9 protein-coding genes are annotated in these 21,815 nt (G+C 48.8%); 5 read left to right on the top strand and 4 right to left on the bottom strand.

Annotated elements, in window-relative coordinates; all coding sequences use genetic code 11:
- The first annotated feature begins 155 nt into the window (after positions 1-155).
- Genes K1Y79_RS01220 through K1Y79_RS01210 form a run of 3 tightly spaced genes read left to right on the top strand, consistent with a single transcriptional unit; the run spans position 156 to position 9,543 of the window.
- On the top strand, positions 156-6,689 hold the full coding sequence (locus K1Y79_RS01220) for an Ig-like domain-containing protein (RefSeq protein WP_220248173.1): 6,534 nt from the start codon (positions 156-158) through the stop codon (positions 6,687-6,689).
- A 24-nt stretch (positions 6,690-6,713) separates the two neighbouring features.
- Positions 6,714-7,682, top strand: a complete 969-nt coding sequence (locus K1Y79_RS01215) for a PorP/SprF family type IX secretion system membrane protein (protein ID WP_220248172.1) — start codon at positions 6,714-6,716, stop codon at positions 7,680-7,682.
- Between the two features lie 25 nt (positions 7,683-7,707).
- A complete protein-coding gene (locus K1Y79_RS01210) occupies positions 7,708-9,543 on the top strand; it encodes an OmpA family protein (RefSeq protein WP_220248171.1) in 1,836 nt (611 codons plus the stop codon).
- Positions 9,544-9,712: 169 nt separating this feature from the next.
- On the opposite strand, the gene K1Y79_RS01205 is transcribed toward K1Y79_RS01210, so the two are convergent.
- Together K1Y79_RS01205 and K1Y79_RS01200 are read right to left on the bottom strand one after the other, a co-directional pair.
- Positions 9,713-11,179 (bottom strand): DUF6770 family protein, encoded by a 1,467-nt coding sequence (locus K1Y79_RS01205; protein ID WP_220248170.1) that lies wholly within the window; start codon positions 11,177-11,179, stop codon positions 9,713-9,715.
- A gap of 21 nt (positions 11,180-11,200) precedes the next feature.
- On the bottom strand, positions 11,201-12,670 hold the full coding sequence (locus tag K1Y79_RS01200) for a M48 family metalloprotease (protein ID WP_220248169.1): 1,470 nt from the start codon (positions 12,668-12,670) through the stop codon (positions 11,201-11,203).
- 170 nt (positions 12,671-12,840) lie between these two features.
- Between K1Y79_RS01200 and K1Y79_RS01195 the strand changes: the two genes are divergently transcribed.
- Together K1Y79_RS01195 and K1Y79_RS01190 are read left to right on the top strand one after the other, a co-directional pair.
- Positions 12,841-14,538: a trypsin-like peptidase domain-containing protein gene (locus K1Y79_RS01195; RefSeq protein ID WP_220248168.1), complete on the top strand. Its 1,698-nt coding sequence runs from the start codon at positions 12,841-12,843 to the stop codon at positions 14,536-14,538.
- Between the two features lie 111 nt (positions 14,539-14,649).
- Positions 14,650-14,922 (top strand): UBP-type zinc finger domain-containing protein, encoded by a 273-nt coding sequence (locus K1Y79_RS01190; protein ID WP_220248167.1) that lies wholly within the window; start codon positions 14,650-14,652, stop codon positions 14,920-14,922.
- Positions 14,923-15,155: 233 nt separating this feature from the next.
- Here the strand turns inward: K1Y79_RS01190 and K1Y79_RS01185 are convergent, their stop codons facing one another.
- The gene (locus K1Y79_RS01185) at positions 15,156-19,469 is read right to left on the bottom strand and encodes an nSTAND1 domain-containing NTPase (RefSeq protein WP_220248166.1); all 4,314 of its coding nucleotides are present in this window, start codon (positions 19,467-19,469) and stop codon (positions 15,156-15,158) included.
- Positions 19,466-21,538, bottom strand: coding sequence for a CHAT domain-containing protein (locus K1Y79_RS01180; protein WP_220248165.1), 2,073 nt, complete (start codon positions 21,536-21,538; stop codon positions 19,466-19,468). Before K1Y79_RS01180 ends, K1Y79_RS01185 begins: the two co-directional genes overlap by 4 nt.
- Between the last annotated feature and the right edge of the window lie 277 nt (positions 21,539-21,815).

Here is a 21,815-nt window from a genome sequence, read left to right as displayed (position 1 = left end):
AGTACAAAGTGTCGAATTGAGGTAACCCGCTTTCGGCATTTTTTTATGGGCATTGTTCGGCAGGATAATAATGTTCTATCCCTTATACAAGTAAGGGAGTACTTCCTTATATCTTTGAATAAAACAGCTTGCTGCAGCTGTAAACTGAATTACCTATGAAGTTATTTCTGATCAGGGCCCTATCCGGCCTTTGTCTGATGCTCTTTCCAACCCTTGCTTTCGGACAGTTACCTTACAGTCCCTGTAGTCCGACAGGAGGAAAAAAAGCCGATGTACTGGGCGTAGAGACCAGATACCGTGCACCCGGAGGAGCAGCCCCGACCTTTACTATTCCCGCAGGCACAAAGTCCATTGTGGTATATGTAGCCTCAGAGACAGGCATTGTTACTGTTCCCCCTGTAGAAGAGACCGAAAAAGGGGATGAAGACTTTATCACGATCAACGCAATCATTGATCTTCCATCTTTGACATCTTCAGGGTTTCTTAACTACGCAAAAAATACTAACACCAACGGTTCCGGTACCAACGTGTATGGATGGAAGCGAGCTCCTCTTGGCGCTCTCATTCCTGACGCTGCAAAGATTGGCGATAGGTTTCCCGACCTGAACAACGTAAGATTCTCCATATCCGGCAATACATTGACCATTGCTGAAAACGCAACTGGCATCCATTCTTCCTATCATGTAGAATATCTGTCGCCCACTACCAGTTCACTCAATCCATTACCGACCCTGATCCGCTTCATGGAGCACGGAACGGCTGTGGCCAACAGAGACCTGACAGTGCCACTTCCCGCAGGAACCAACATTATCAGTATATCTGCGAAGGGTAGCAATACCAGCACCACTGATCTGGTAAGTTCCAACGGTACGGAAGAAGGCTATTCCAACCTGCACTTCCTGATCGACATCGATAAGTCGCTGATCAATGGTTTCGTTACACTGGCCAACGGCGGTTCTATTGACAGAAGATCTACCTACGTGGTAAGTAATAAAAACACAGCTGCTACCGGCAGCTTGCTGGCATCTGGTACTGTTACCGGTGATTACTCAGCTAAAAATACCAATGACGGCGCTGTAGGTGTATACAATCCCGAGATCTATATCAACGGCGGCAACCTGGTTATCAGAAGAGACGCGAACTACGCCCGCGACTTTGACGATTCCTATGTACTGGAATTTTATAGCAGGACCCCCCAGGGTATGAGCGCTGAGTTTATTGACTCTGATATCCGCGACATCGCAAGCGCGACCTATCCGCCTGCCGGGGTGACGAGAACATTCAAAATACCGTCAGGTACCAACTTTATCTATTTCAACCAGACGGCCAACGCGATCAACTTCAACATGGAAAGTAACGAGAATCCGCTGGCGTCTTATGCATATATCGACCTGGAAAAGGAAACCGCTACCGGATATTATTATCAGCAGGTGGGTGCTTCGGCTACTACGAGAAGAGAGGACAATTTCGCCTTTATCAATGTTCCGCTGGATAGCATCAGTACACGCGTACATGCTAATACTGTGGGAAGGAAGGCCGGAAACCCCTATAATCTGTCCTTTAAACTTTCTGCTGATAAAAGTGAACTGATTGTTACCAACCAGACCGGCCTTGCCAACCAGACCTACCAGTTCCTGTTGTCTGCCGATTTCTATGGTGCACGTCCGGACGTTGCCTTCAACCCGACGAATATTTCCTTCACTAAAGGTGGTAGCTGTACTATCGTACAGACGCATCTGCAGGTATGTAACCCGGGTTCCGGTAACAACAATGGCGGAATGCCGGTGGCTTTTTATGAAGGCGATCCTACAAGCAACCCTGCAGCAAGGCTGTTGTATGTAGGTACCATCGATGAGCAGATCAAAATGGGCGATTGTAAGGATTTTACCTTTGACCTGGATCTGGTGGGTAGAAGTAATTTGAATATTCCCGTGACTATTATCCTGAATGACAACGGCTCTTTTGTGCCGGGAGGGGTAGGCAATGTTGTCGGTACGCCTTTTACACTGGCGTCGCTGGCTAATCAGGATCCTTTCTATACAGAGTGTTACTACGATAATAATATATATACTACCACCCTCAACGTGAATAACTGCCCGGTACTGAATCCGGATCCGGATCATAGTTCAGGTGCTACAGGTACCTATTCTTACCTCGACTACTTTAATGCAGGCAGCACTACTGGTACAAAGATTACAGATAGTGACGTTTCTATCAATGATCCCGACGGAGGCACGATCGCGGCTGCTACCATTAGCCTGTCTAACAGGCCCGATGGTACAGACGAAGTACTGCGGGTGAATGGTACGCTGCCGGCAGGTATTACCGCTACCGGCGATAATACCGGATCTATTGTACTGACGGGAGTTGCCTCGCCGGCTGACTACATCGCGGCGATCCGGATGATTGAATACCACAACGCCAGGCTGACGCCCGACCAGACTGACCGTACTATCTTCACTACCCTGAACGATGGTACAGAGGATGGCCCAGTTGCTACTACCACTATAAAAATACAGGTTGCGCCAAGTATCAGTGTGTCAGGCAACAATATCGTTATTGCCGACAACAGCACTACTGCTACCGCAGCCGATGGCACCGCTTATGGCGTTGTAGCTACAGCCGCGACACCTATCATACATAATTTTGCTGTGCAGAATACCGGAACCGGTACCTTGCACCTGACCGGTACGCCTGCAGTAACTATTGCCGGCGACGCAGGTTTCACTATCAGTGCCCAGCCGGCTGTGGTGAACCTGGGAGGTAGCGTAAGCACCAACTTCAGTGTATCTTTTAATCCGGCAGGACATGCAGCGGGCAACTATACCGCTACTGTGACTATCGCAAGTGACGACGCAGATACAGACAAGGCTGATTATACCTTTGTAGTAAGTGTAACGGTAAACAATCCGGCGACTGTCTCTAATAGTACCGTACATGTGGATGAAGATAACACCCTGCAGTTCAGCGAGACAAACTTCACCGCTCATTACCACGATGCCGACGGCGCTACGCTGACGAAGATCAGGATTAACACCCTTCCTGCAAATGGCAGTTTGCGATTGTCCGGCACTTCAATTACTCCGGCCCAGGAAATTGCGCTGGCAGATCTGGCAGATATTACCTTTGTACCAACAGCTAACTGGAACGGCACGACCACCTTTGAGTGGGTAGCGGCGGATGACCTGGCGTATGCACTGACACCGGCTACTATGACTATCATCGTGGCACCTGTCAACGATGCGCCTGTGGCTACCGTGCCTGCAGGTGTGGCGGTAACTGAAGGTACACCGGCAGTGATAGACGGTATCTCATTTGTTGACATAGACGCAGGCTTCAATTCCGTTCGAGTTACTATCACTGTTCCGGAAGGCAATCTGAGTGCCAGCGCAGGAGCGGGTGTCACTATCGGCGGTACAATCGGAGGATTAGTACTGAACGGCTCCATCGCTGATATTAACGCCTTTATTGCCTCCGGCAGAATAAGGTATACTTCCATCTCCAATCCATCAACGGTAGTTACTGCTACTGTCCACATATCTGACAATGGGCATACCGGTAGCGGTGGTCCGCAGCAGGATGTGAAGACGTTCCCGCTGAATATTACCAAACTGAATACGCCGCCAACAGGTACCGGCGATAGCAAGACGACTATCCGCAACACCCCTGTGAATGGTAGCGTATCTGGTACTGACGCTGACGGCGATCCGCTGACCTTCACCAAAGGCACAGATCCTGCAAATGGTTCCGTAACAGTAAATGCTGACGGTACCTACTCTTATACGCCTAATGCAAATTATACTGGTAACGACCACTTTACCATCAGAATAGAAGATGGTAAAGGCGGTTCCACTACCGTAACTGTCAATATCATCGTAACACTTCCGCCGAACACCCCGCCAACGGGTACGGGCGATACTAAGACGACTATCCGTAATACTCCGGTAAATGGCAGCGTCTCTGGTACTGATGCAGATGGCGATGCGCTGACCTTTACCAAAGACACAGATCCTGCGAACGGTACTGCAACTGTAAACACTGACGGTACCTACACATATACACCAGATGCCGGGTATACGGGTAATGACAGCTTCACCATTAAAATAACTGACGGCAACGGTGGTGAGACTACAGTTACTGTAAATATTATAGTGACGCTTCCGCCAAATACACCGCCGACCGGTACTGGCGATACTAAGACAACTACGCAGAACACCGCTGTGAGTGGCAGTGTGTCTGGCAGCGATGCCGACGGCGATGCGCTGACCTTCACCAAGGCTACTGATCCTGCGAATGGTTCTGTTATGGTAAATGTTGACGGTACCTACACTTATACGCCGGATGCAGGCTTCCTGGGTGGCGACAGCTTTACGATCAGCATTGCAGACGGCAAAGGTGGTACTACTACTGTCACTGTGAATATCACCGTGATACTGGCAACACCTCCTCCGAATAACCCGCCTACTGGTACCGGCGATAGCAAAACTACCACCCGCAATACGCCGGTGAGTGGCAGCGTAACTGGTACAGACCCAGACGGCGATGCGCTGACTTTTACCAAAGGTACTGACCCTTCCAATGGAACTGTTGTGGTAAATACCGACGGTACTTACACCTATACGCCTGCAACAGGGTATACCGGCAACGATAGTTTCACAATTGAGATAGCTGATGGCAGGGGAGGAGAGACTACTGTAACGGTAAATATCTCGGTAACACTGCCGCCAAATAACCCGCCTACTGGTACCGGCGATAGTAAAACAACTACCCGCAATACCCCGGTAAGTGGCAATGTAACCGGTACTGATCCCGATGGCGATGCGCTGACTTTTACAAAAGCTACTGACCCTGCCAACGGTACTGTTGTGGTTAACACCGACGGTACTTATACCTATACGCCTGCAACAGGGTATACCGGCAACGATAGTTTCACGATTACTATATCAGATAGTAAAGGTGGTACGACGACTGTAACTGTAAATATCTCAGTAACGGTTCCGCCGAATAACCCGCCTACCGGTACCGGCGATACCAAAGTGACGCCGCAGGATACGCCGGTGAGTGGCAGCGTAACTGGTACTGATCCCGACGGCGATGTGCTGACTTTTACCAAAGCTACAGATCCTGCCAATGGTACTGCTGTGGTGAATACCGACGGTACTTATACCTATACGCCTGCAACTGGCTTTGCCGGCAACGACGCCTTCACCATCGCAATAGCAGATGGTAAAGGTGGTAGCACAACAGTTAGGGTAAGTATTACGGTAACGCCGGTAGTACCTCCCGCAAATAATCCGCCTACTGGTAAAGGTGATAGTAAAACGACTACCCTTAACACACCGGTAAGTGGCAGCGTAACTGGTACAGACCCCGACGGCGATGTGCTGACCTTCACCAAAGCTACTAACCCTGCTCATGGTAGCGTAGTCGTGCGTACCGATGGTACTTACACCTATACGCCGGCCAGCGGATATAGCGGTAATGACAGCTTCACTATCACAATAGCTGATGGCAAAGGTGGCAGTACTGTTGTTACTGTTACTATTACTGTCACCGCGCCGGGTAACAATCCGCCTACCGGTACCGGCGATAACAAGACGACTTCCCAGGATACGCCGGTGATTGGTGCTGTAAGAGGTACGGATCCTGACGGCGACGTACTGACTTTCTCCAAGGCCACTGATCCTGTCAATGGTACTGTGATTGTGAATGCAGATGGTACATACACCTATACGCCTGCTGCCGGCTTCAGTGGAAACGACAGCTTCACAGTGCGTATCTCTGATGGTAAAGGTGGTAGCGCTACGGTTACTGTCAATATTACCGTAACGCCTGTTACACCGCCGGCCAATAACCCGCCTACTGGTTTTGGAGATTCAAAGGCTACTCCCGAAAATACGCCGGTGAGTGGTACTGTTACTGGTACTGATCCCGACGGGGATGTACTGACTTTCACGAAAGCTACTAATCCTGCTCATGGTACCGTGGTGGTGAATGCAAACGGTTCTTATACCTATACACCGGCTGCTGGTTACAGCGGACTTGATAATTTCAATATCACTATCAGTGATGGTAAGGGTGGTACTGCTACTGTAACGGTTAACATCAACGTTACGGCGGTAATTGTGATCGAAGCGCCGGTAGCCATGAATGACAGGGGCGAGACCAAAGCCAACATGCCTGTCACCATAGACGTACTGGCCAATGACGACGCCCGCAATGCTACACTGGATGAAACTACCGTAGAGATTATCGGGATGCCGGCACACGGTTCGGTAAAAGTGAATGAAGAAGGCACAGTTACCTATACGCCTGATCCCGGATATACCGGCGATGACACCTTTACCTACCAGGTGAAGAATGACAATGGTCAGGTAAGTAATGTGGCCACGGTTGCAGTAGTTATTACAGCCACCGATATCAATGTTCCTAATCTCTTTACGCCGAACGGCGACGGTAAAAATGATTTCTTCGAGATCCGCGGACTGAACCAGTACGCAGAGAATGAACTGATCATTGTTAATCGATGGGGTAATGAAGTATACAGACAAAAAGGTTATCAGAATACCTGGAAAGGTGACGGACTCAATGAAGGTACCTACTACTACCTGCTGCGTATCAGACGTACCAGCGGTGCAGAGTGGGAAGTGATGAAAGGATACGTTACGCTGATCAGGGCTTTCAAATAACAATGTGAAACATAGACTTATACTATGAAAAAGATATTTCTGATAGCCGGACTGCTCACGTCAATGGGTTTGCGTGTACAGGCACAGCAGGATGCACAGTACAGCCAGTACATGTTCAACGGCATTTATATCAATCCGGCCTATGCCGGCTACAAAGAGCAGCTTAACCTGCACGCCTTCTACCGCAATCAGTGGACAGGTATGACCGGCGCGCCTAAAAGCTTTTCCCTCGCAGTAGATGCTGTGGCCAACGACGGTAACGTCGGACTGGCATTGCAGGTATCCAGTGATAAACTGGGTGCGCAGGATAACCTTTCTGCTTACGTGAGCTATGCTTACCGCATCCGGCTGAACCGCGAAGGTACTTCCCGCCTGTCCCTGGGGCTGAGTGTAGGGATGCTGCAAACCGGTATCAACGGGTCTGAGCTGAATCCTAATGACCCTGAGACGGATATGCCTGCGGGCCTGCGCCGCCTCACGCCCGACGCCAGAGCAGGGATCTACTTTGCCAACGAGAAATATTACGCAGGCTTCTCCGTTGACAATATTGTGGTACAGGCATTCGACAACAAAGGCCGCTTCCTGTATCTGCCACAGACTAAACTACACTATTACCTGACGGCAGGTACGCTGATACCGCTGACGGAGGATATCAGACTGAAACCTTCCTTCCTGTTAAAGGACGACCGTGGCGGTCCGACCAGTCTGGACCTGAACGCTTTCCTGCTCTTTAAGGATGTGGTATGGATAGGAGGTTCCTATCGTACTGGTCTGAAGATGTATGACAAAAGCTATCTGCAGAAAAACCTGATGTACCGAAACGCTGCAGTGGGTGCTGTGGAGATATTCCCTGTTCCTAACCTGCGTATAGGTTACGCCTACGATTTCTCTGTTGGTCCGCTGCAGAATTATAGTGGCGGCACACACGAGATCTCTGTAGGGTTCACATTTAATAAACACAATATCAGAATGGCTAACCCGCGGGTATTCTGATAGCTTTAATCATCCTATACTGAAGATGAAAAAACTGCATTACGCTACCGGCCTGTTTTTGTTGCTGACTGCTGTTACCACACGGGCGCAATCTGTTATCAAGGAGGCTGATAAAGCATACGACAACTATAAATACGCAGAGGCTATTGGTCTCTACGAAAAGGCTTATAATAAAAAGGCAAGTCTGCATGCGGCTGAACGCCTGGCTGACTGTCACCGTCTCAATAACAACTACCCGCAGGCGGAACAATGGTATGCGGCGGCGACAGGTATGGCGGGCAGCAAACCTGAAAATCTTTATTACTACGCGCGCGCCCTCCAGAATAATTCAAAATATGCGGAAGCGCGTAGCCGCTATGAACAATATGCGGCGGCTGATAAAAGCATCACGCCTGAAATGAAACAGACCTGGATCGCTTCGTGTGACTCTGCTATCAGCTGGATGAAAACGCCCGATCTACTGCGCATAGACAATTTCAAAGCTGTCAACTCAGTCACCTCTGATTGGAGCGCTGTTCCCTACATGGGCGGTCTTGTCTTCACGTCAGACCGTTTCACCAGCAGAGCCCCGCAGCCAAAGAAAAAAACTTTCTTCCTGCGCTTCGATACCCGGGTAAAACCTGACCCGCTGACCAACGCCTGGACCGGGAATGACTACCTGCACCTTTTTGTGAAGCCTTCCGGCGGAGACAGCGTACAGCTGTTCCCGCTGCACACTGGTACCGGCTACCATACCGGTTCTGCCAGTTTTACAAAAGAGGGTAATGAAATGTTTTTTACCCTGACACGCATTCCTGGTAAGAGAAGCCGTTCAAAAGGCAAGGCTACCACCGCCAATGTAGAGATCTATAGCAGTAGAAAAGACGCTACCGGTAAGTGGTCTGCGCCGGTTGCTTTCACACATAACAATGCAGTTGCTTACTCCGTAGGCGATCCGTTTATTACCGGAGACGGTATGGCACTCTATTTTGCGTCTAATATGCCGGGAGGCGCAGGCGGTACTGACATCTACGTATGTTACCGCACTGCCATAGGCGAGTGGGGCCCGCCCCTCAACCTGAAAGCTGTCAATACTGCGGGGAATGAACGGAGTCCTGCGCTAACCCCAGAGAATGTACTCTACTTTTCCAGTGATGGCCGTATTGGTATGGGCGGACTGGATATATACCGGGTGAAAATGGGTAGATCCGGACAAACTGACGGCGCTATCAGAAACATGCGCTACCCGTTAAACTCACCACAGGATGATTTTGCCTTTGGCCTCACAGAAGCAGGTATTGCCTATCTTTCTTCCAACAGGGAAGGTGGCAGCGGAAGCGACGATATTTACTCGGTAGCTGCATTCTCATCCTACGACACACCGGCGCTGGTGAAGGAGACGCCTCCTGCCCCGGACACTATCAACCGTGTACCTGTTAAGCATAACGATATCGTTGTTGCTCCCACCCCGGTACAACCGCCGGCTGTTGCTACCAGCAAGCCTGCTGAAAAGCCACAGGTGCCGACAGAAGAAACTGTATTACTGGATATCTACTTTGATCTGAATAAAGCTGCTATCCGTCCTGAAGCCGGTAAACAGCTGGATAACCTGGTTAAGATCCTTAATGACCATCCGGACAAAGCTATTGATATCAGTGCGCATACTGACGCCCGTGGCGACGATGCCTATAACCTGATGCTCTCCCAGAAACGTGCGGATGCTGTTGCCAATTACCTCATTTCAAAAGGTATCGCAAAAGACAGAGTACATGCAAAAGGTTACGGAGAGACCAGATTACTTAACAAGTGTGGCAATGGTGTAAGCTGTAATGAACAGCAGCACAGAATGAACAGAAGAACTGAGTTCAAACTCAGGAACTAACATTCTGCCTCTGGTTGCACATTGACTTAACATACAATACCAGGAGGCAGATACGGCGGAGTAGCCGGCTGTGCCTCCTGGTTCAAACAGATAACAGGAAACTCCCTTAAATGACAACGGTCATCCTCGCACTAACAGGCAGGATGACCGTTGTAGTTAAATGAAGTTGTTAAATGGACTCAATAGAGAGCGTCGTAGATTTGTCTTTCTTATTGTATTCCGCTATCATCAGATGTCCTTCTTTAGCCGGGAATATATGCAGGCGGTTGTTACCATCCCTGCGGGAAATAGTACGCATCACTTTACCCTTATCCAGACTATAGATAAAAGTATTGCTTTTATCATTTATGATCAGGTAGGTGGACTTTGTGTCAGGAGATACTACTGAATAAAAGCGGTTCACATACGGCATATTGTCTGTAATCGCCTCCAGGCGGGTCTGGGCAAAAAGATGAGAAACAGCAGTCTTTTTGGCAGGGTCCTGTTTAATCAGTACTACACTGCCCCACTTGCTCATACGCATAGTATTATAGCCGGTCAGGTAAGTATTACCGTGATAGTCCCGGAAGGCGGTTACCTCATTCAGAAATCCGTTGGTCGTTTCCAGAAAATCACTGCCAGGGCCTCCCGCTTCAACATTCTCTGTCCAGTAATTAAACAGTCGCTTCACCGCCGATTTCTCGTGACCATTGATATTGATGGTGAACATACCCTGGTACATGTGCTGCTCAATACCCTTGTAGGTCTGATACTTATTGATGCCCATTGTATGATGGATATAGCCGGAAATGAATGGCTTACCAGTGGCAGGGTCATTATCAAAAGCTACTACGCGTAAGCGGTTCCGTTCAAAGTCCTGCAGCTGATACTTCAGTATGCCCGTTTTAGTATCTGTATTGTAGGAGATGACGGTATAGTTGTTGAACATCGGATCGGTCTGGTTCCTGAGCAACAGGTATACATCTCTGCCGGAAGTCAGCATATAATACTGTCCGCCTCTCTCCAGTACATACTTCTCCCACAACAGTTCTGCCTGTGTAGTCAGCACCAGCAGGGTTACATGATCTTTGTCGCCGTAAAACACACAAAACCCTTTCTGATCTACGTTCTGCATTTGCAGGGGATGTTCGATCAGGGCATTGCCTATCTTACCGTCTTTTATCTTCTCCCATGCTGCCTGTACGTCTGTATTAAGTTTCTTCTCAAATGTATGGGCTATCTTTCCGTCCAGGCTGATAAACTGTGCAAACACGGCAACGTAGCCTTTGTCCAGCGCTTCCTTTCTTTCTGCCCTGCTTTTCCAGTCATAACCCAGTACATTGCTCTTCATATATGCCAGGCAAAGGGTATCATTTACAAACGATACGCTTTGCAGATCCAGTTTCAGTTCTTTGAATTTCACCACGCCCAGGTCATTCAGGTTCTCGTCCATGATAGTGATGGTGTAGTTGAAAGAATCTTTACTGGCCCTTTCCAGTTCAGTGAAAGACAGATAGCCTATCAGTGCGCCGTTTTGCGTGATAGTTTTGAACTCTGTGGATATTGCATCGCTGACTTCCCTGAATACCTTCGTCTGTGCCTTGGCACAACAAAGGAATGCTATGAAAGGTATAATGGTCGTAAATAACTTTTTCATGTAATGTTAGATAAACGATGACTATTTCTTCGGAAGTTCTTCTGTGTACTCCCGGTAAGCGCTGGTACTGAAATCTACCGAGTATACTCTCTTGGAAGACCTGATATTGGCATCATAACCACCGCCCGGGTTGGCCGCCGTAATTGCCAGCATCAGCTTCTTAAAGCCTCTCTCGGCATCTGTCATCTTGCTCCAGAAAGCAGCTTCCTGCATGCTCTTGCACGATTTATCCAGCTCTTCTCTGGGTATCTGCTCCAGCATCGTCTGTAATTCATAAAAGTCTTTGGAAACGTACTCCTTCTGGGTTACGCCAATAGCGCTGAACCGATGCAGGTCTTTATCGGCATAGGCCAGTTCCAGTATGACGTTATGCAGCATAAAGTCGAACCAGGGATCGTCGGCATACTTGTCTTTTGCCAGCAGGATTCTATATGTGCAGGTGGCAAGCGACATATTGCAATACATATTCCAGATCACCATCTTATCCGCCTTCTCCTTTATACCGGCAGGAATCGGTGTGAACGGACTGCCACTGCCTGCGGCAGATTTCGTGCGGTTATATCTTTCAATACAGTCAGGGTGCGTTTTCAGGGAGTCCTGCATTGCTACCGCTTCCTGGAAGTTGTAGTTTTTGGTAGATAATCCCCTGGAACGTTTCTTCAGCCAGGCATCTTCAATGGTAATGCCATAAGGTGCGAAGTAGTTCTTCACGGGTTGCTTTAATCCCTGCTTGTATACCATGTCTGCACTATCCAGTCGGAGGAAGAAATCCGGCGAGAAGGAGATATGTGCGTTTTTCAGCAATACCAGTGCCAGCGAGTCTGCATCGCTTTCATGGTAGCGCTGGTGCCTGCTTCTGTCAAAAGAATAGTTTTCATACACCTTCTTCAACCGCGTAAGCCGCTCATATTTCGAGTCCAGTACCTGGTCCAGCGATCTTTTATACTCGTCAGAAGTCAGCCATTCCGCTCTTTTCTTCATGGCATTTTCAGCATGCTGCATAATATTGTGCGACAGCTCATGGGCCAGTGTGAATGCCAGGTCTTCCCTAGTCTGCACGTAAGACAGCAGTCCGAGGTTAACTGCAATCACGTTATTACCGATAGCATACGCATTGACCGACGGACTTCTATCCAATACCAGGAAGGGCTGTACTGGCAGGTACTCTTTATTGGCGCGTGTAAGTTCGCCAATTACGGCGGCTACATAGTCATACACCTCTTTCTCATACAGGTAATTGTCTGCCTTGATAGCACTGGTGAAAAAGCTTGTTCTGCCGTCCCAGATCTCTTTATACTTCTTCTGGGTTTCTTTTTCTTTGTACACGGAGGGACATGCCCAGTTCTTTTCCAGTGAATCTCTTTGTTTCTGGTAGTACAGATGTGACAGATGCTGATAATTGTACAGTTGATTTGTCTGACACAGGGACACCTGACTGTTTGCCATCAGCAACAGCAACAGCAGGGTTACGCATTTAGGTATAGGTCTCATAAATTATTGCTCTCTCTGGGGGAGATTATAGCGCAAGATAGTCGTTTTTAAAATATATTTAAGGTTTTCAGTGTAAGGATGGTGCAGGTTCTTTGGATAGGGGAGATGCAAACATCGGCGGACTGAATTATCTTTAGTTTTCCGGTTTCAACTACCGGGCACCAACCAATATGAAAAAAACGAAGCTTTTATCTCTCATGCTGCTGGTATCGGCAGCATCTGCCTATGCTCAGCAATACAAACCCTTTCCCGCCGGTTTCCCATCTACCAGTGCCGCCGCAGTAGCTCCTGCCTGTGTCAGGATGTGGGAATATGACACGATTGCCAATCAGCAGACCAACGCTCCCTTCAGCGGAGTGGTAGTTACAAAGGAAGGACACATCTTAACTGTTGCACATACTACCGTTCCGGGTCGTACTTACCAGGTTAACTTTCCTGATGGAAGAGCCGTGATCGCACAGGCGCTGGGAAAGATCAATTTCCCCGAGACGCCGGAGCTACCGGATGTGGCTATGATGAAGATACTCACTCCCGGTGAGTGGCCGGTTGCACCTATGGGTACCTCCCGTACGCTTACACCTGCTGCTCCCTGCTTCAGCATTGCCTATCCCGAAAGCCTGAACGACCGGCTGCCGGCTATCCGTTTTGGTTATATTACTCTTCCGCAGAATGAAAAAGGCTTTATTCAGTCCAGCTGTATGATGGAACCTGGCGACTCCGGCGGTGCGCTATTTGACTATGACGGTAAGCTGATTGGTATGCGTAGTGCGGTACTTGTTGAAGAAACGCTGAACTTTGACGTGCCGGTAGATCTTTACCGCAGATACTGGACTGCCCTCAATCAACAGGTACATTATACAAAGTACCCTGAAAAGACAGATGACGTACCTGAACCGGCGGATAATACGACGACAACATTCACAGCGGGGATGCCTTCGCCTGGATTTAATATAAAACCTGCCCGGTTTGCTGACTACCTGGTGAGCGTCACCAGCACCGGCAATAAGGGTGAAACTGTTATCAACGGTGCGCTGTTTGCACACAAAGGCGGCGCTGTGGTAGTCTCCAAAAGTTCTGAAGTAGGCGGGTCGCCTGTTATTACTTATAAAAACAAGCAGGTCAAGGCAAAGATTATTGCCCGCGATAAAGAAAACGACCTGGTCCTGCTGATGCCGGTTACTCCGCTGAAAGGTGGTATTCCGGCAAACGCGCAGCAGTTCCGGTCAGTCGCGGGTGAGCAGCTTGTTTCTCCACGTCCCGACACCTTGCCTGTTTGCAGCGTGCTCGCTAAAGAAGTATTTACCCTGCCTAAGATGAGCAATACCGGGTTCCTGGGGGCAGCCATCGCGCCTGACAAAACCCCGCTGGTGCTTACCTATGTAATGCCCGGATCACCGGCTGCTGCCAAGGGCTTCCAGCCCGGCGACGAGATCCTTGCCATTAATGATGTGGCGCTGGACCAGCCGGCAGACTACGGCCGCGAGTTATATACATATTGGCCGGGAGATACGTTGGTAATAAAGCGCCGTCAGCAGGCGGAGGGACTTGTATCCGGATCAGGCGGCCCCGTACCGCATTACACAACGGAAATGACTGATACCCTGGTGCTTGCTAAACGTCCTTTACCGCCGCCACAACATGCTGCTGACCTGTTTAAAGGGGGCAGAAGTGAAAGACGGGATGGGTTCAACGGCATCTTCGCTCACGATGCGGTCCTGCAGGCGTCACAGTGCGGCGGCCCGGTGTTTAACGTGTACGGCGCATTCGGTGGGATTAATATCGCCCGCTTCTCCCGCACCATCACACTTGCGTTACCGGCTGCTACCGTTTATAGCTTTATAGATACGCATCTGAAGAATGGTGAATAAGGCAACAATCCCCGTTTTTCAGACAATGATTTCCTTCTCCATTCCTGCGGGAATGAGGTATCTTGTTTCCTGTTAATACAAATAGTTATATACCAGTAAATAGTTATTGTTATGGAAGATCAGTCTGTGTGTCAGCACCTGCTTGCCGTGAAGGAAGTGCAGCTGAGCGAAGACCATGTATGCGAGGAATGTATTAAAACCGGAAGTGACTGGGTACACCTCCGCACCTGTCAGACCTGCGGTGTAACGCTGTGCTGTGATCAGTCTCCGCACAAACATATGACCCGTCACTATCGGGCTACTGCTCATCCTGTAATTGCCTCGGCAGAGGAAGGGGAACGCTGGTTATGGTGTTATCCGGATGAGCAGTTTGCCGGGTACTAAACGGCAGCTTTTATAGCAACAGGTCCGGGTTCGTCAATATACAGTATGTTCTCCTTTTCCATTTGGGATATTGCCCAACTCCGGGGGTGCTCAATAAAAGGGGGCTGTTCACAGCTGGCGGCTATCAGTGGATATTCCATCCGGGTGGGCATGGTGTAAAATCCCTTCCGCCTGCGCCTTCCCGGATGGATCATACAGCGTAGTCTTACCGGCTGCGCTGCTTCATATGCTCCTTACCTGATGGCTACATCTTCCATTGCCTTGTCCAGCTCTGCGGCAGAGAAGTTACGTAGCTTTCCCTGTGCTGCCAGTGCCTTCGCCGTACCCTTCACCCAAAGCTTTAGCCTGGAACCATTGGTGCTTAAGATAATATTGGTGTTAGTTGGATTGAACGTCCAGGAGGTATAGTTGGTATACCCGCCGAAGACGTCTGTCTGTTTACCATCTCTGTTAAATATGATCAGGGAACCACTTTCTCCGGTGATCATATAGTCGCCTTTTTCTGACAGGACAATCCGTCGGCTGTAAGCGATATCATTCGGTATACGCCGGGTAGAATTGGGCGCATTGAACGTATATAATAGTGGCGCGCGCACCAGCTGAGGCCTGACGAAGTTCTTGCTGATCACTTGCTGCTGTTGTTGCAACTGTTGCTGCAGTCTTTGTGTCTCTTCCGGTTCGGCCATGAAAAGAAAAGTTTGCAGGTTGTCGGCAAGACTGATCACTGATATCCTGGCATATCCTTTATCTAATGGAACCGTATAACGTTCTGACGCAATCCTGTTACCTATGCTTCTGGCCAGGAAGATATCATTGCCGTCCACGGTGATGAATCCTTGTCCACTCTTGTCAAGAAAGCTGCTGGCCCCTTTGTACTGCCTGATCAGTCGCCCGGTAGTCAGGTCATAGGCTTCAATCATATTGCTCTTTCTGACGTACAGCAGGGAGTCGTTGGAGCTGACTTCTGTATCATCTGTGTTATACGCGGAGGGGATGACTACCGTATTGGCAGCGTCTGCACTTCGCCGGATCTGTATGTCTGCCGGTGTTACAATCATGACCCTGCCCCTGGCTGTATATACGGCTTTGATCACATTGTCCATACGTTCTGATTTACTTTTCAGGATGCCGGTGGTGCTATAGTTGTAGATATGATTTTTAGTGGCGATAAGCGCGTTGTTATCCGCCGGACTGAATTGTGCTGACAGAATTTTTCCGTCAATGGTGACTGGTATCTCCCGTCTGGCGGCAATGTCCAGCAGCGACAGTTTGCTGTCGCCCTGTACCGCCAGTACTGTCCGGCCATTATCAGAGAAGAATGCAGATGATACGTTATCAAGGATAAAAGACTCGTAGTAAGTATTACGATGCTCCAGGGTATCATGAATATAATCTTTGATACGCTGATTGGTACTGTCATATTTCAGGGATGCCAGGGCCAGCTGATAAGCCAGGGCGGGGTCAGACAGCATCAGCGATCTTGACCTGGTGAGAAAGGCTGCCGTCATCTTTGCGTATTCCACTTCCCTTGTTTTGTTCTGAATGATCACCAGCTGTCTTTCCAGCGAGTCTGAATATGTACGTAGTGAATCTGCTTTTGATTGCAACCGCAGCGAATATTGTTTCACTTCCTCCTGCGATTGCAGCAAGGCGGCCTGTTTGATCAGCAATTCCTTTTTTTGCCTTTCGACTGTTGTACGTGTTCTTTTCTCCTGCCGTGCAGCAGAATCTGCTTTCTGCCTGGCAAGATTCGCATCTGCCGCATTCTGCCTTGCGGCCGCTGCTGCCAGGTTCAATGAAGTATTCAGTTCCTGCAGGTCATCAGAAGAACTTTGCAGCTTGCGGTTCAGCTCCTGGATCTTACGTACTGATTTCTCTGACTTGTTCCACTGACTATACACATAACTGGCGGCAATCAGCAGCGATACCAGTCCCAACGCCAGCAAAATGGTTCGCTGTGTCTGCAACCGGGTCTTAGCTTTTTCTTCTGTCAGCTTTTCCGTCAGCAGCTCCTTTTCTCTTTTTTCCTTCTCCGAAGCCAGTTTGGCAATAGCCTCCTGCTTACTCAGTTTTTCTCTCAGGAGGTCCTTTTCGCGTTTCTCCTTTTCACTGTTTAGTTTTGTGACAGCCTCCTGCCTTCTTAATTTTTCTTCTATCAGTTCCTGCTCCCGCCGCTTCTTTCTGTCTTCCAGCTCATTGCGGCGTTGCAGACTCTTTTTGACGAAAGTTGTTTCCTGTTTATTCAGCCAGTTATCAGGCGACCGCAGGATGCTGAGTAAGGTGTTGAGTTTAGGGTCGTCATGCCACAGCTTTTTGTTGTTGCTTTTGTATTGCTTCACAGCGTCTGATAAGTCCTGCTGCAGGTACAATATGTCTTTACCATATTGTTTGATCCAGTCGCCTATCAGGTTCCAGGAACGGATCAGTGAGTCATGGGCAGGTTCATAGTAGATATGCCCTGTTTCATCCGGTCCGGACACTATCAGCCTGCTGTTCACCAGTTCATTCAATACTTTCTGTACACGCTCGTTTTCCAGGGGGTCTTCATACACCAGGTCATCCGCCACGATGCGTTTGGAGGCTTTCTCATTAATACTGAGCGACAGCATCCGGAGCATTACGTTCTTGATAGTATGCTGTGTCTCCGGATCAGAGCCAGTATACAGTTTGGTAGCCCTGAGTCTGAGCCCGTCCACTACGCCGCCGATGGCATTGTAGTGGTCTTCTGTCAGGAAGCCGTCGTTGGCTCCGCTTTTTTCATATTCCAGGTACATCTGCTGTAAGGCGTAGGAGAGCAATGGCAGTGTACCATTTGATTGCATCACATCCCGCACAATGTTGTTGACGAGGTAAGGCGGCTTGTATTCCAGTCCGGCGAGATAGGCAGGCTCCGTAATAATTTCCATGACAGAGCTTTCTATCAGATCCGGAACCGTCTTCTTAGATTCCCGCCACCCGGTCAGTGCCCTTTCAAATTCATATTCATAATCCGACCGGACGCTGAGTACAATCTTCACCTGTTGCAGCACAGGATCGGTGGTATCCAGCAGTTCGTTGAGCAGCCGGATAAAGGTTTCACTTTCTGCTGTAGAAGACTGGGTGCTGAGCTCTTCAAACTGATCGATGTAGATAAGTAGTTTGCCGCCGGCAGTAGCGGCGATCTTCTTTTCAATCTCTTGCCAGAATAGCATAGGGTGTGTGCTGGGTTCCCCCTGGATAACCTGGTACCCTTCCGTTCTTAGTGCCGGTATAATACCAGCTTTGATGATAGAAGACTTTCCTGAGCCGGACGGTCCTACTATTACCAGGAATCGTTTATCTTCAAAGAAAGTCAGCAGTTCCCGCAGTATGACGCTGCGGCCAAAGAATACGATGGCGTCTTTTTCGTCGTAGGAGGGCAGTCCTTTGAAGGGGTTTCCTTTTACCACCGGGTGCAGGTTGCGGCCCCGGGCCGCGGCTGTCTTGTTCTGTACAATAAGGGGCACAAGACTGTCGTGCGTCAGGAAATAGACACTTCCGGTACCCTCTTTTGACTCTTTAATAAGTTTACTCTTACCCAGTTCTTCGAGCCATACCAGGGCTGTCTGGGGGTCAATATCCTTTATGTCGCTGATACGCAGCGGCTGTTTGGTGTGGGAGTGCGATACAAAATGCTGCAGCAGGTACCATACTCCGCCGGTTCGGCCTTTTGAAATCCTTTCTACTACCGCCTCCAGGTAACGGGCCAGTATGTCGCGGCCATCGCCGAGTTCGCGCAGCAGGCTATGGGTGAATGCAATGCCGGTTTCCGGATCGGCTTTTTTAGCGGCCTTCTCCCATGCCCAGAACAGGTATACCTGCAGATTGCCCAGGTCTACCCGCCCATCGGTAGCGCAGCTGGCCGCAATCCTGGCGGCACAGTGTTGCCGGTCCCCATCAGGCGTACGGATGTTGTTCTTGTCCAGTAGTTTGGATACTGCTTCGGTGGCCTCAGGGATGCTCATCGGCTCTATCTTGACAGAAGCTTTGAAGACGGTCAGACCGGCATCCTGGAATGTTTTAAGATGACCATGATACTCCTCTCGCAATACCAGGATGATCTTACATTGCACTTCGCTGTTCTGAATCTCCTTCATTGTGCTTATAAAGCCCTGAATTTCCGCTTTCGTCCCGAAGATGAATAGTTCCTCCAATTGATCGAAAACGAGGAATATGGGCTTAAAATGCTTCAGATATACTTTCCGGATCATTTCCGGCAGCGGGGCAGGTGGGTTTGCCACTGTTTCGCCGGCTTCCTCGGCCAGTTTCGCTGTAAGGCTGCTGTTTAGATCCTCCCTGCGGGTGATCCATACTGCATGCCAGTCGGTACGTCTGAAACGGTTGGCCAGTCCGCACTGTATCAGGCTCGTTTTGCCCACGCCTGACATACCATATATCAGGATGAGATTTGCAGCAAAGGACAGGTTGTACAGGTGGTCAATTTCCGTGGTCCGTCCGCCCCAGATATCTTTGTCCTCTTTCGTATAAGATTCCAGTAGCTTGAACGGATTGTCCGTCAGTATGGTCATGGTTGGCTGTTTATGGGAGTGGTGCTTTCTACTGTGGCAGGTGTAGCGGCGATCTTCGAGCGGTAATAGCCAAATTCTGCGTGCAGCTGCAGCAGCCGGTTGGTAATCCTGTTCTTTTCCCGGTCGGTCTTGCTGCCCATCTCTTCAATGAAAGGCAACGTTGTTTTGGAAATGGTAGCCGCGCCCAGATCTATTTCCTGCGTTTCCGGCAGAATGTGCATCAGCCGCTCATTGCTGGTCAGGCTTTTGTATACGATGCCGTTGCCTTCTGTATAATTGTAAAAATAGAGGTCAACACCATCATACTCGCACAGTACATTCCTGTCTATCAGGAACGGCGATAAAGAAAGGTATTCAAACATCCTGTAGATCTCTTTTACCAGTATCACAGAATAAGACTCTGCATATTCGGGCAGCGACTGTAACTCCATCACCTCCATTCTGTCAGAGATCCGCTGTTCCAGCAGCATATACCTGTGGAAGTACGTCTTCGCCAGCACGTTCCTTTTCCGGATAGCCTCCACGTTTTTGATCACGACCATCTTATACTGCAGGATGAAAAACAGCTCCTTTAACAAGTTGATTAAACCCTGTTCTATCAGTTTACAGTGATGGATATAGGCGGCAGTCGTATTCAGTGAAGGGATCTTCGCCTTGATGCCTTTAATGACCATATGTGAATTGAAGAAGTTATTCTCATATGTATTAATACGCTCAAAATGCAGGTACTCCTTCACAAAGGCATCGATCTCTGTTTCGTCTTTCAGGTTTTCTTTCAGCACCTGGCTGATAACTTCGATAAACGATGTATAGTCAAAATCCTGTTCGGTATCTTTTGTTTGCCGGAAGTAGCTCAGTATAATTTCTTTCTGAATAGGATTGAGCACTACCTTCCTGTTGTATTTCTCTTTCAGGCCGTATACTTCCAGCAGGTCGGACAGGATAGTAGCGGCAGCCAGTTTCACCAGTATCTCGTAGAAGTTAAGCTGTAACTCCAGGAACTCTGCGTAGTCATCTTCCGTTCGCAGGTTTTCTTTGCTGAAAGAATACATCCTTTGTAACAGTTTACCCAGGGGCAGGGGAAAGGTGTTGATCAGTTTATCGGCAATGTCACTAAGACCCTGCGGATCCCTGATATAGGCGGCGTAGAGATCGTTGATCTCCTTCAGCTGGAGGTTACGCCGGTTAAACCGGTCATTGATATTCTCCATCTCTATGTCCAGTTCCTTGCGGCCCAGATCAGCTTTATCGTACAGCGCCGCAATCAGCTGGTCTTTTTCTTTGGCAAGCGTGCTATACAGGCGGCTTGCATTATAGGCCAGCGCCCGGATCAGGTCATCGTTGGGCGCATATTTTATGTTGTCTTCATATTTATCATGGAGGTATTGTGTTACCGACCATTCATCTGTGATACCGGTTTTATAATAGAGTCCCCAGGGAAATATACCGTTATCATCTGCTTCATCTTCGTCATCATCCATCACGGCAGCCCGTTTCAATCCGACGTAGCGGTTCGTACCTTTCGGAAACAGCGCAAAGTGCTCGCCTGACAGCACGAAGGTTTTGGCAAAATCAAACGCTTTGCCGATAGGCCATGACTTTGTGAGGGCAGTGTAGAAGTAGATAGAAAATTCGGACGCTACCTTGTCATATACCGGCCGGTGTGTACCAATTACAATAGGTACGCCTTTCTGTGGTTGGGCAGGTTCAGGCGTATGTAATACTTCCACGATTTCCCTGGATGCACACGCATTGAGGAATACCAGTTTCAGATGAGGCGCGAACGTCATTAGTTCTGCCAGCCCTTCTTTTCTGAATACGCCGTCTTTCGTGAAGAACAATGCCATACTGTTACCATGACCGGAGAAATGTAATATTTCTATATCGGGACCATGATCAGCAAAGTAACGGAACAGATCTTCTTTTGTAGCACTGATGAGGATATCCGGATTCAGGTGATTTTTAATATTCCCGAAGTAAAGATTGACCTCTTTTATTTCCTGCTCGACATAATGAAGGGGCTCTTCTTTCATATCGTTGGCATACGCCAGTAGCGCTATTCTTGCCATGACCTTGTTGTGTTTTAACCTGCGTGGAAGGATATATTGGGGTTGGGGTATTTCCTAACTTAAACGTAATCTCTAATATGCTGATATTAAGTTAAGGAATTTAACTGCAATAGAAAAATATAATAGCCAGGTCTGTGGCTTGCTTTGATTCCGGTTATTTAATTTCTATATTGGCTGATCATAAAGCCCGTTACGGAAAGCCGGCATATATAGTATCATTATCAGCGAATATTATGTAAGAAAGGGCATATTCCACGGTTACAGGTATCACAATCTT

This window comes from Chitinophaga rhizophila (genome assembly GCF_019492185.1).
Lineage (GTDB): Bacteria > Bacteroidota > Bacteroidia > Chitinophagales > Chitinophagaceae > Chitinophaga > Chitinophaga rhizophila.
The sequence above is the reverse complement of the archived record's forward strand: the minus strand, read 5'-3'. Positions and strand labels throughout refer to the sequence as shown.

Bases quoted from the DNA above. Each gene is read 5' to 3' on its own strand.
- K1Y79_RS01220 (WP_220248173.1), top strand. From the start codon at position 156: ATGAAGTTATTTCTGATCAGGGCCCTATCCGGCCTTTGTCTGATGCTC.
- K1Y79_RS01215 (WP_220248172.1), top strand. From the start codon at position 6,714: ATGAAAAAGATATTTCTGATAGCCGGACTGCTCACGTCAATGGGTTTG.
- K1Y79_RS01210 (WP_220248171.1), top strand. From the start codon at position 7,708: ATGAAAAAACTGCATTACGCTACCGGCCTGTTTTTGTTGCTGACTGCT.
- K1Y79_RS01205 (WP_220248170.1), bottom strand. From the start codon at position 11,179: ATGAAAAAGTTATTTACGACCATTATACCTTTCATAGCATTCCTTTGT.
- K1Y79_RS01200 (WP_220248169.1), bottom strand. From the start codon at position 12,670: ATGAGACCTATACCTAAATGCGTAACCCTGCTGTTGCTGTTGCTGATG.
- K1Y79_RS01195 (WP_220248168.1), top strand. From the start codon at position 12,841: ATGAAAAAAACGAAGCTTTTATCTCTCATGCTGCTGGTATCGGCAGCA.
- K1Y79_RS01190 (WP_220248167.1), top strand. From the start codon at position 14,650: ATGGAAGATCAGTCTGTGTGTCAGCACCTGCTTGCCGTGAAGGAAGTG.
- K1Y79_RS01185 (WP_220248166.1), bottom strand. From the start codon at position 19,469: ATGACCATACTGACGGACAATCCGTTCAAGCTACTGGAATCTTATACG.
- K1Y79_RS01180 (WP_220248165.1), bottom strand. From the start codon at position 21,538: ATGGCAAGAATAGCGCTACTGGCGTATGCCAACGATATGAAAGAAGAG.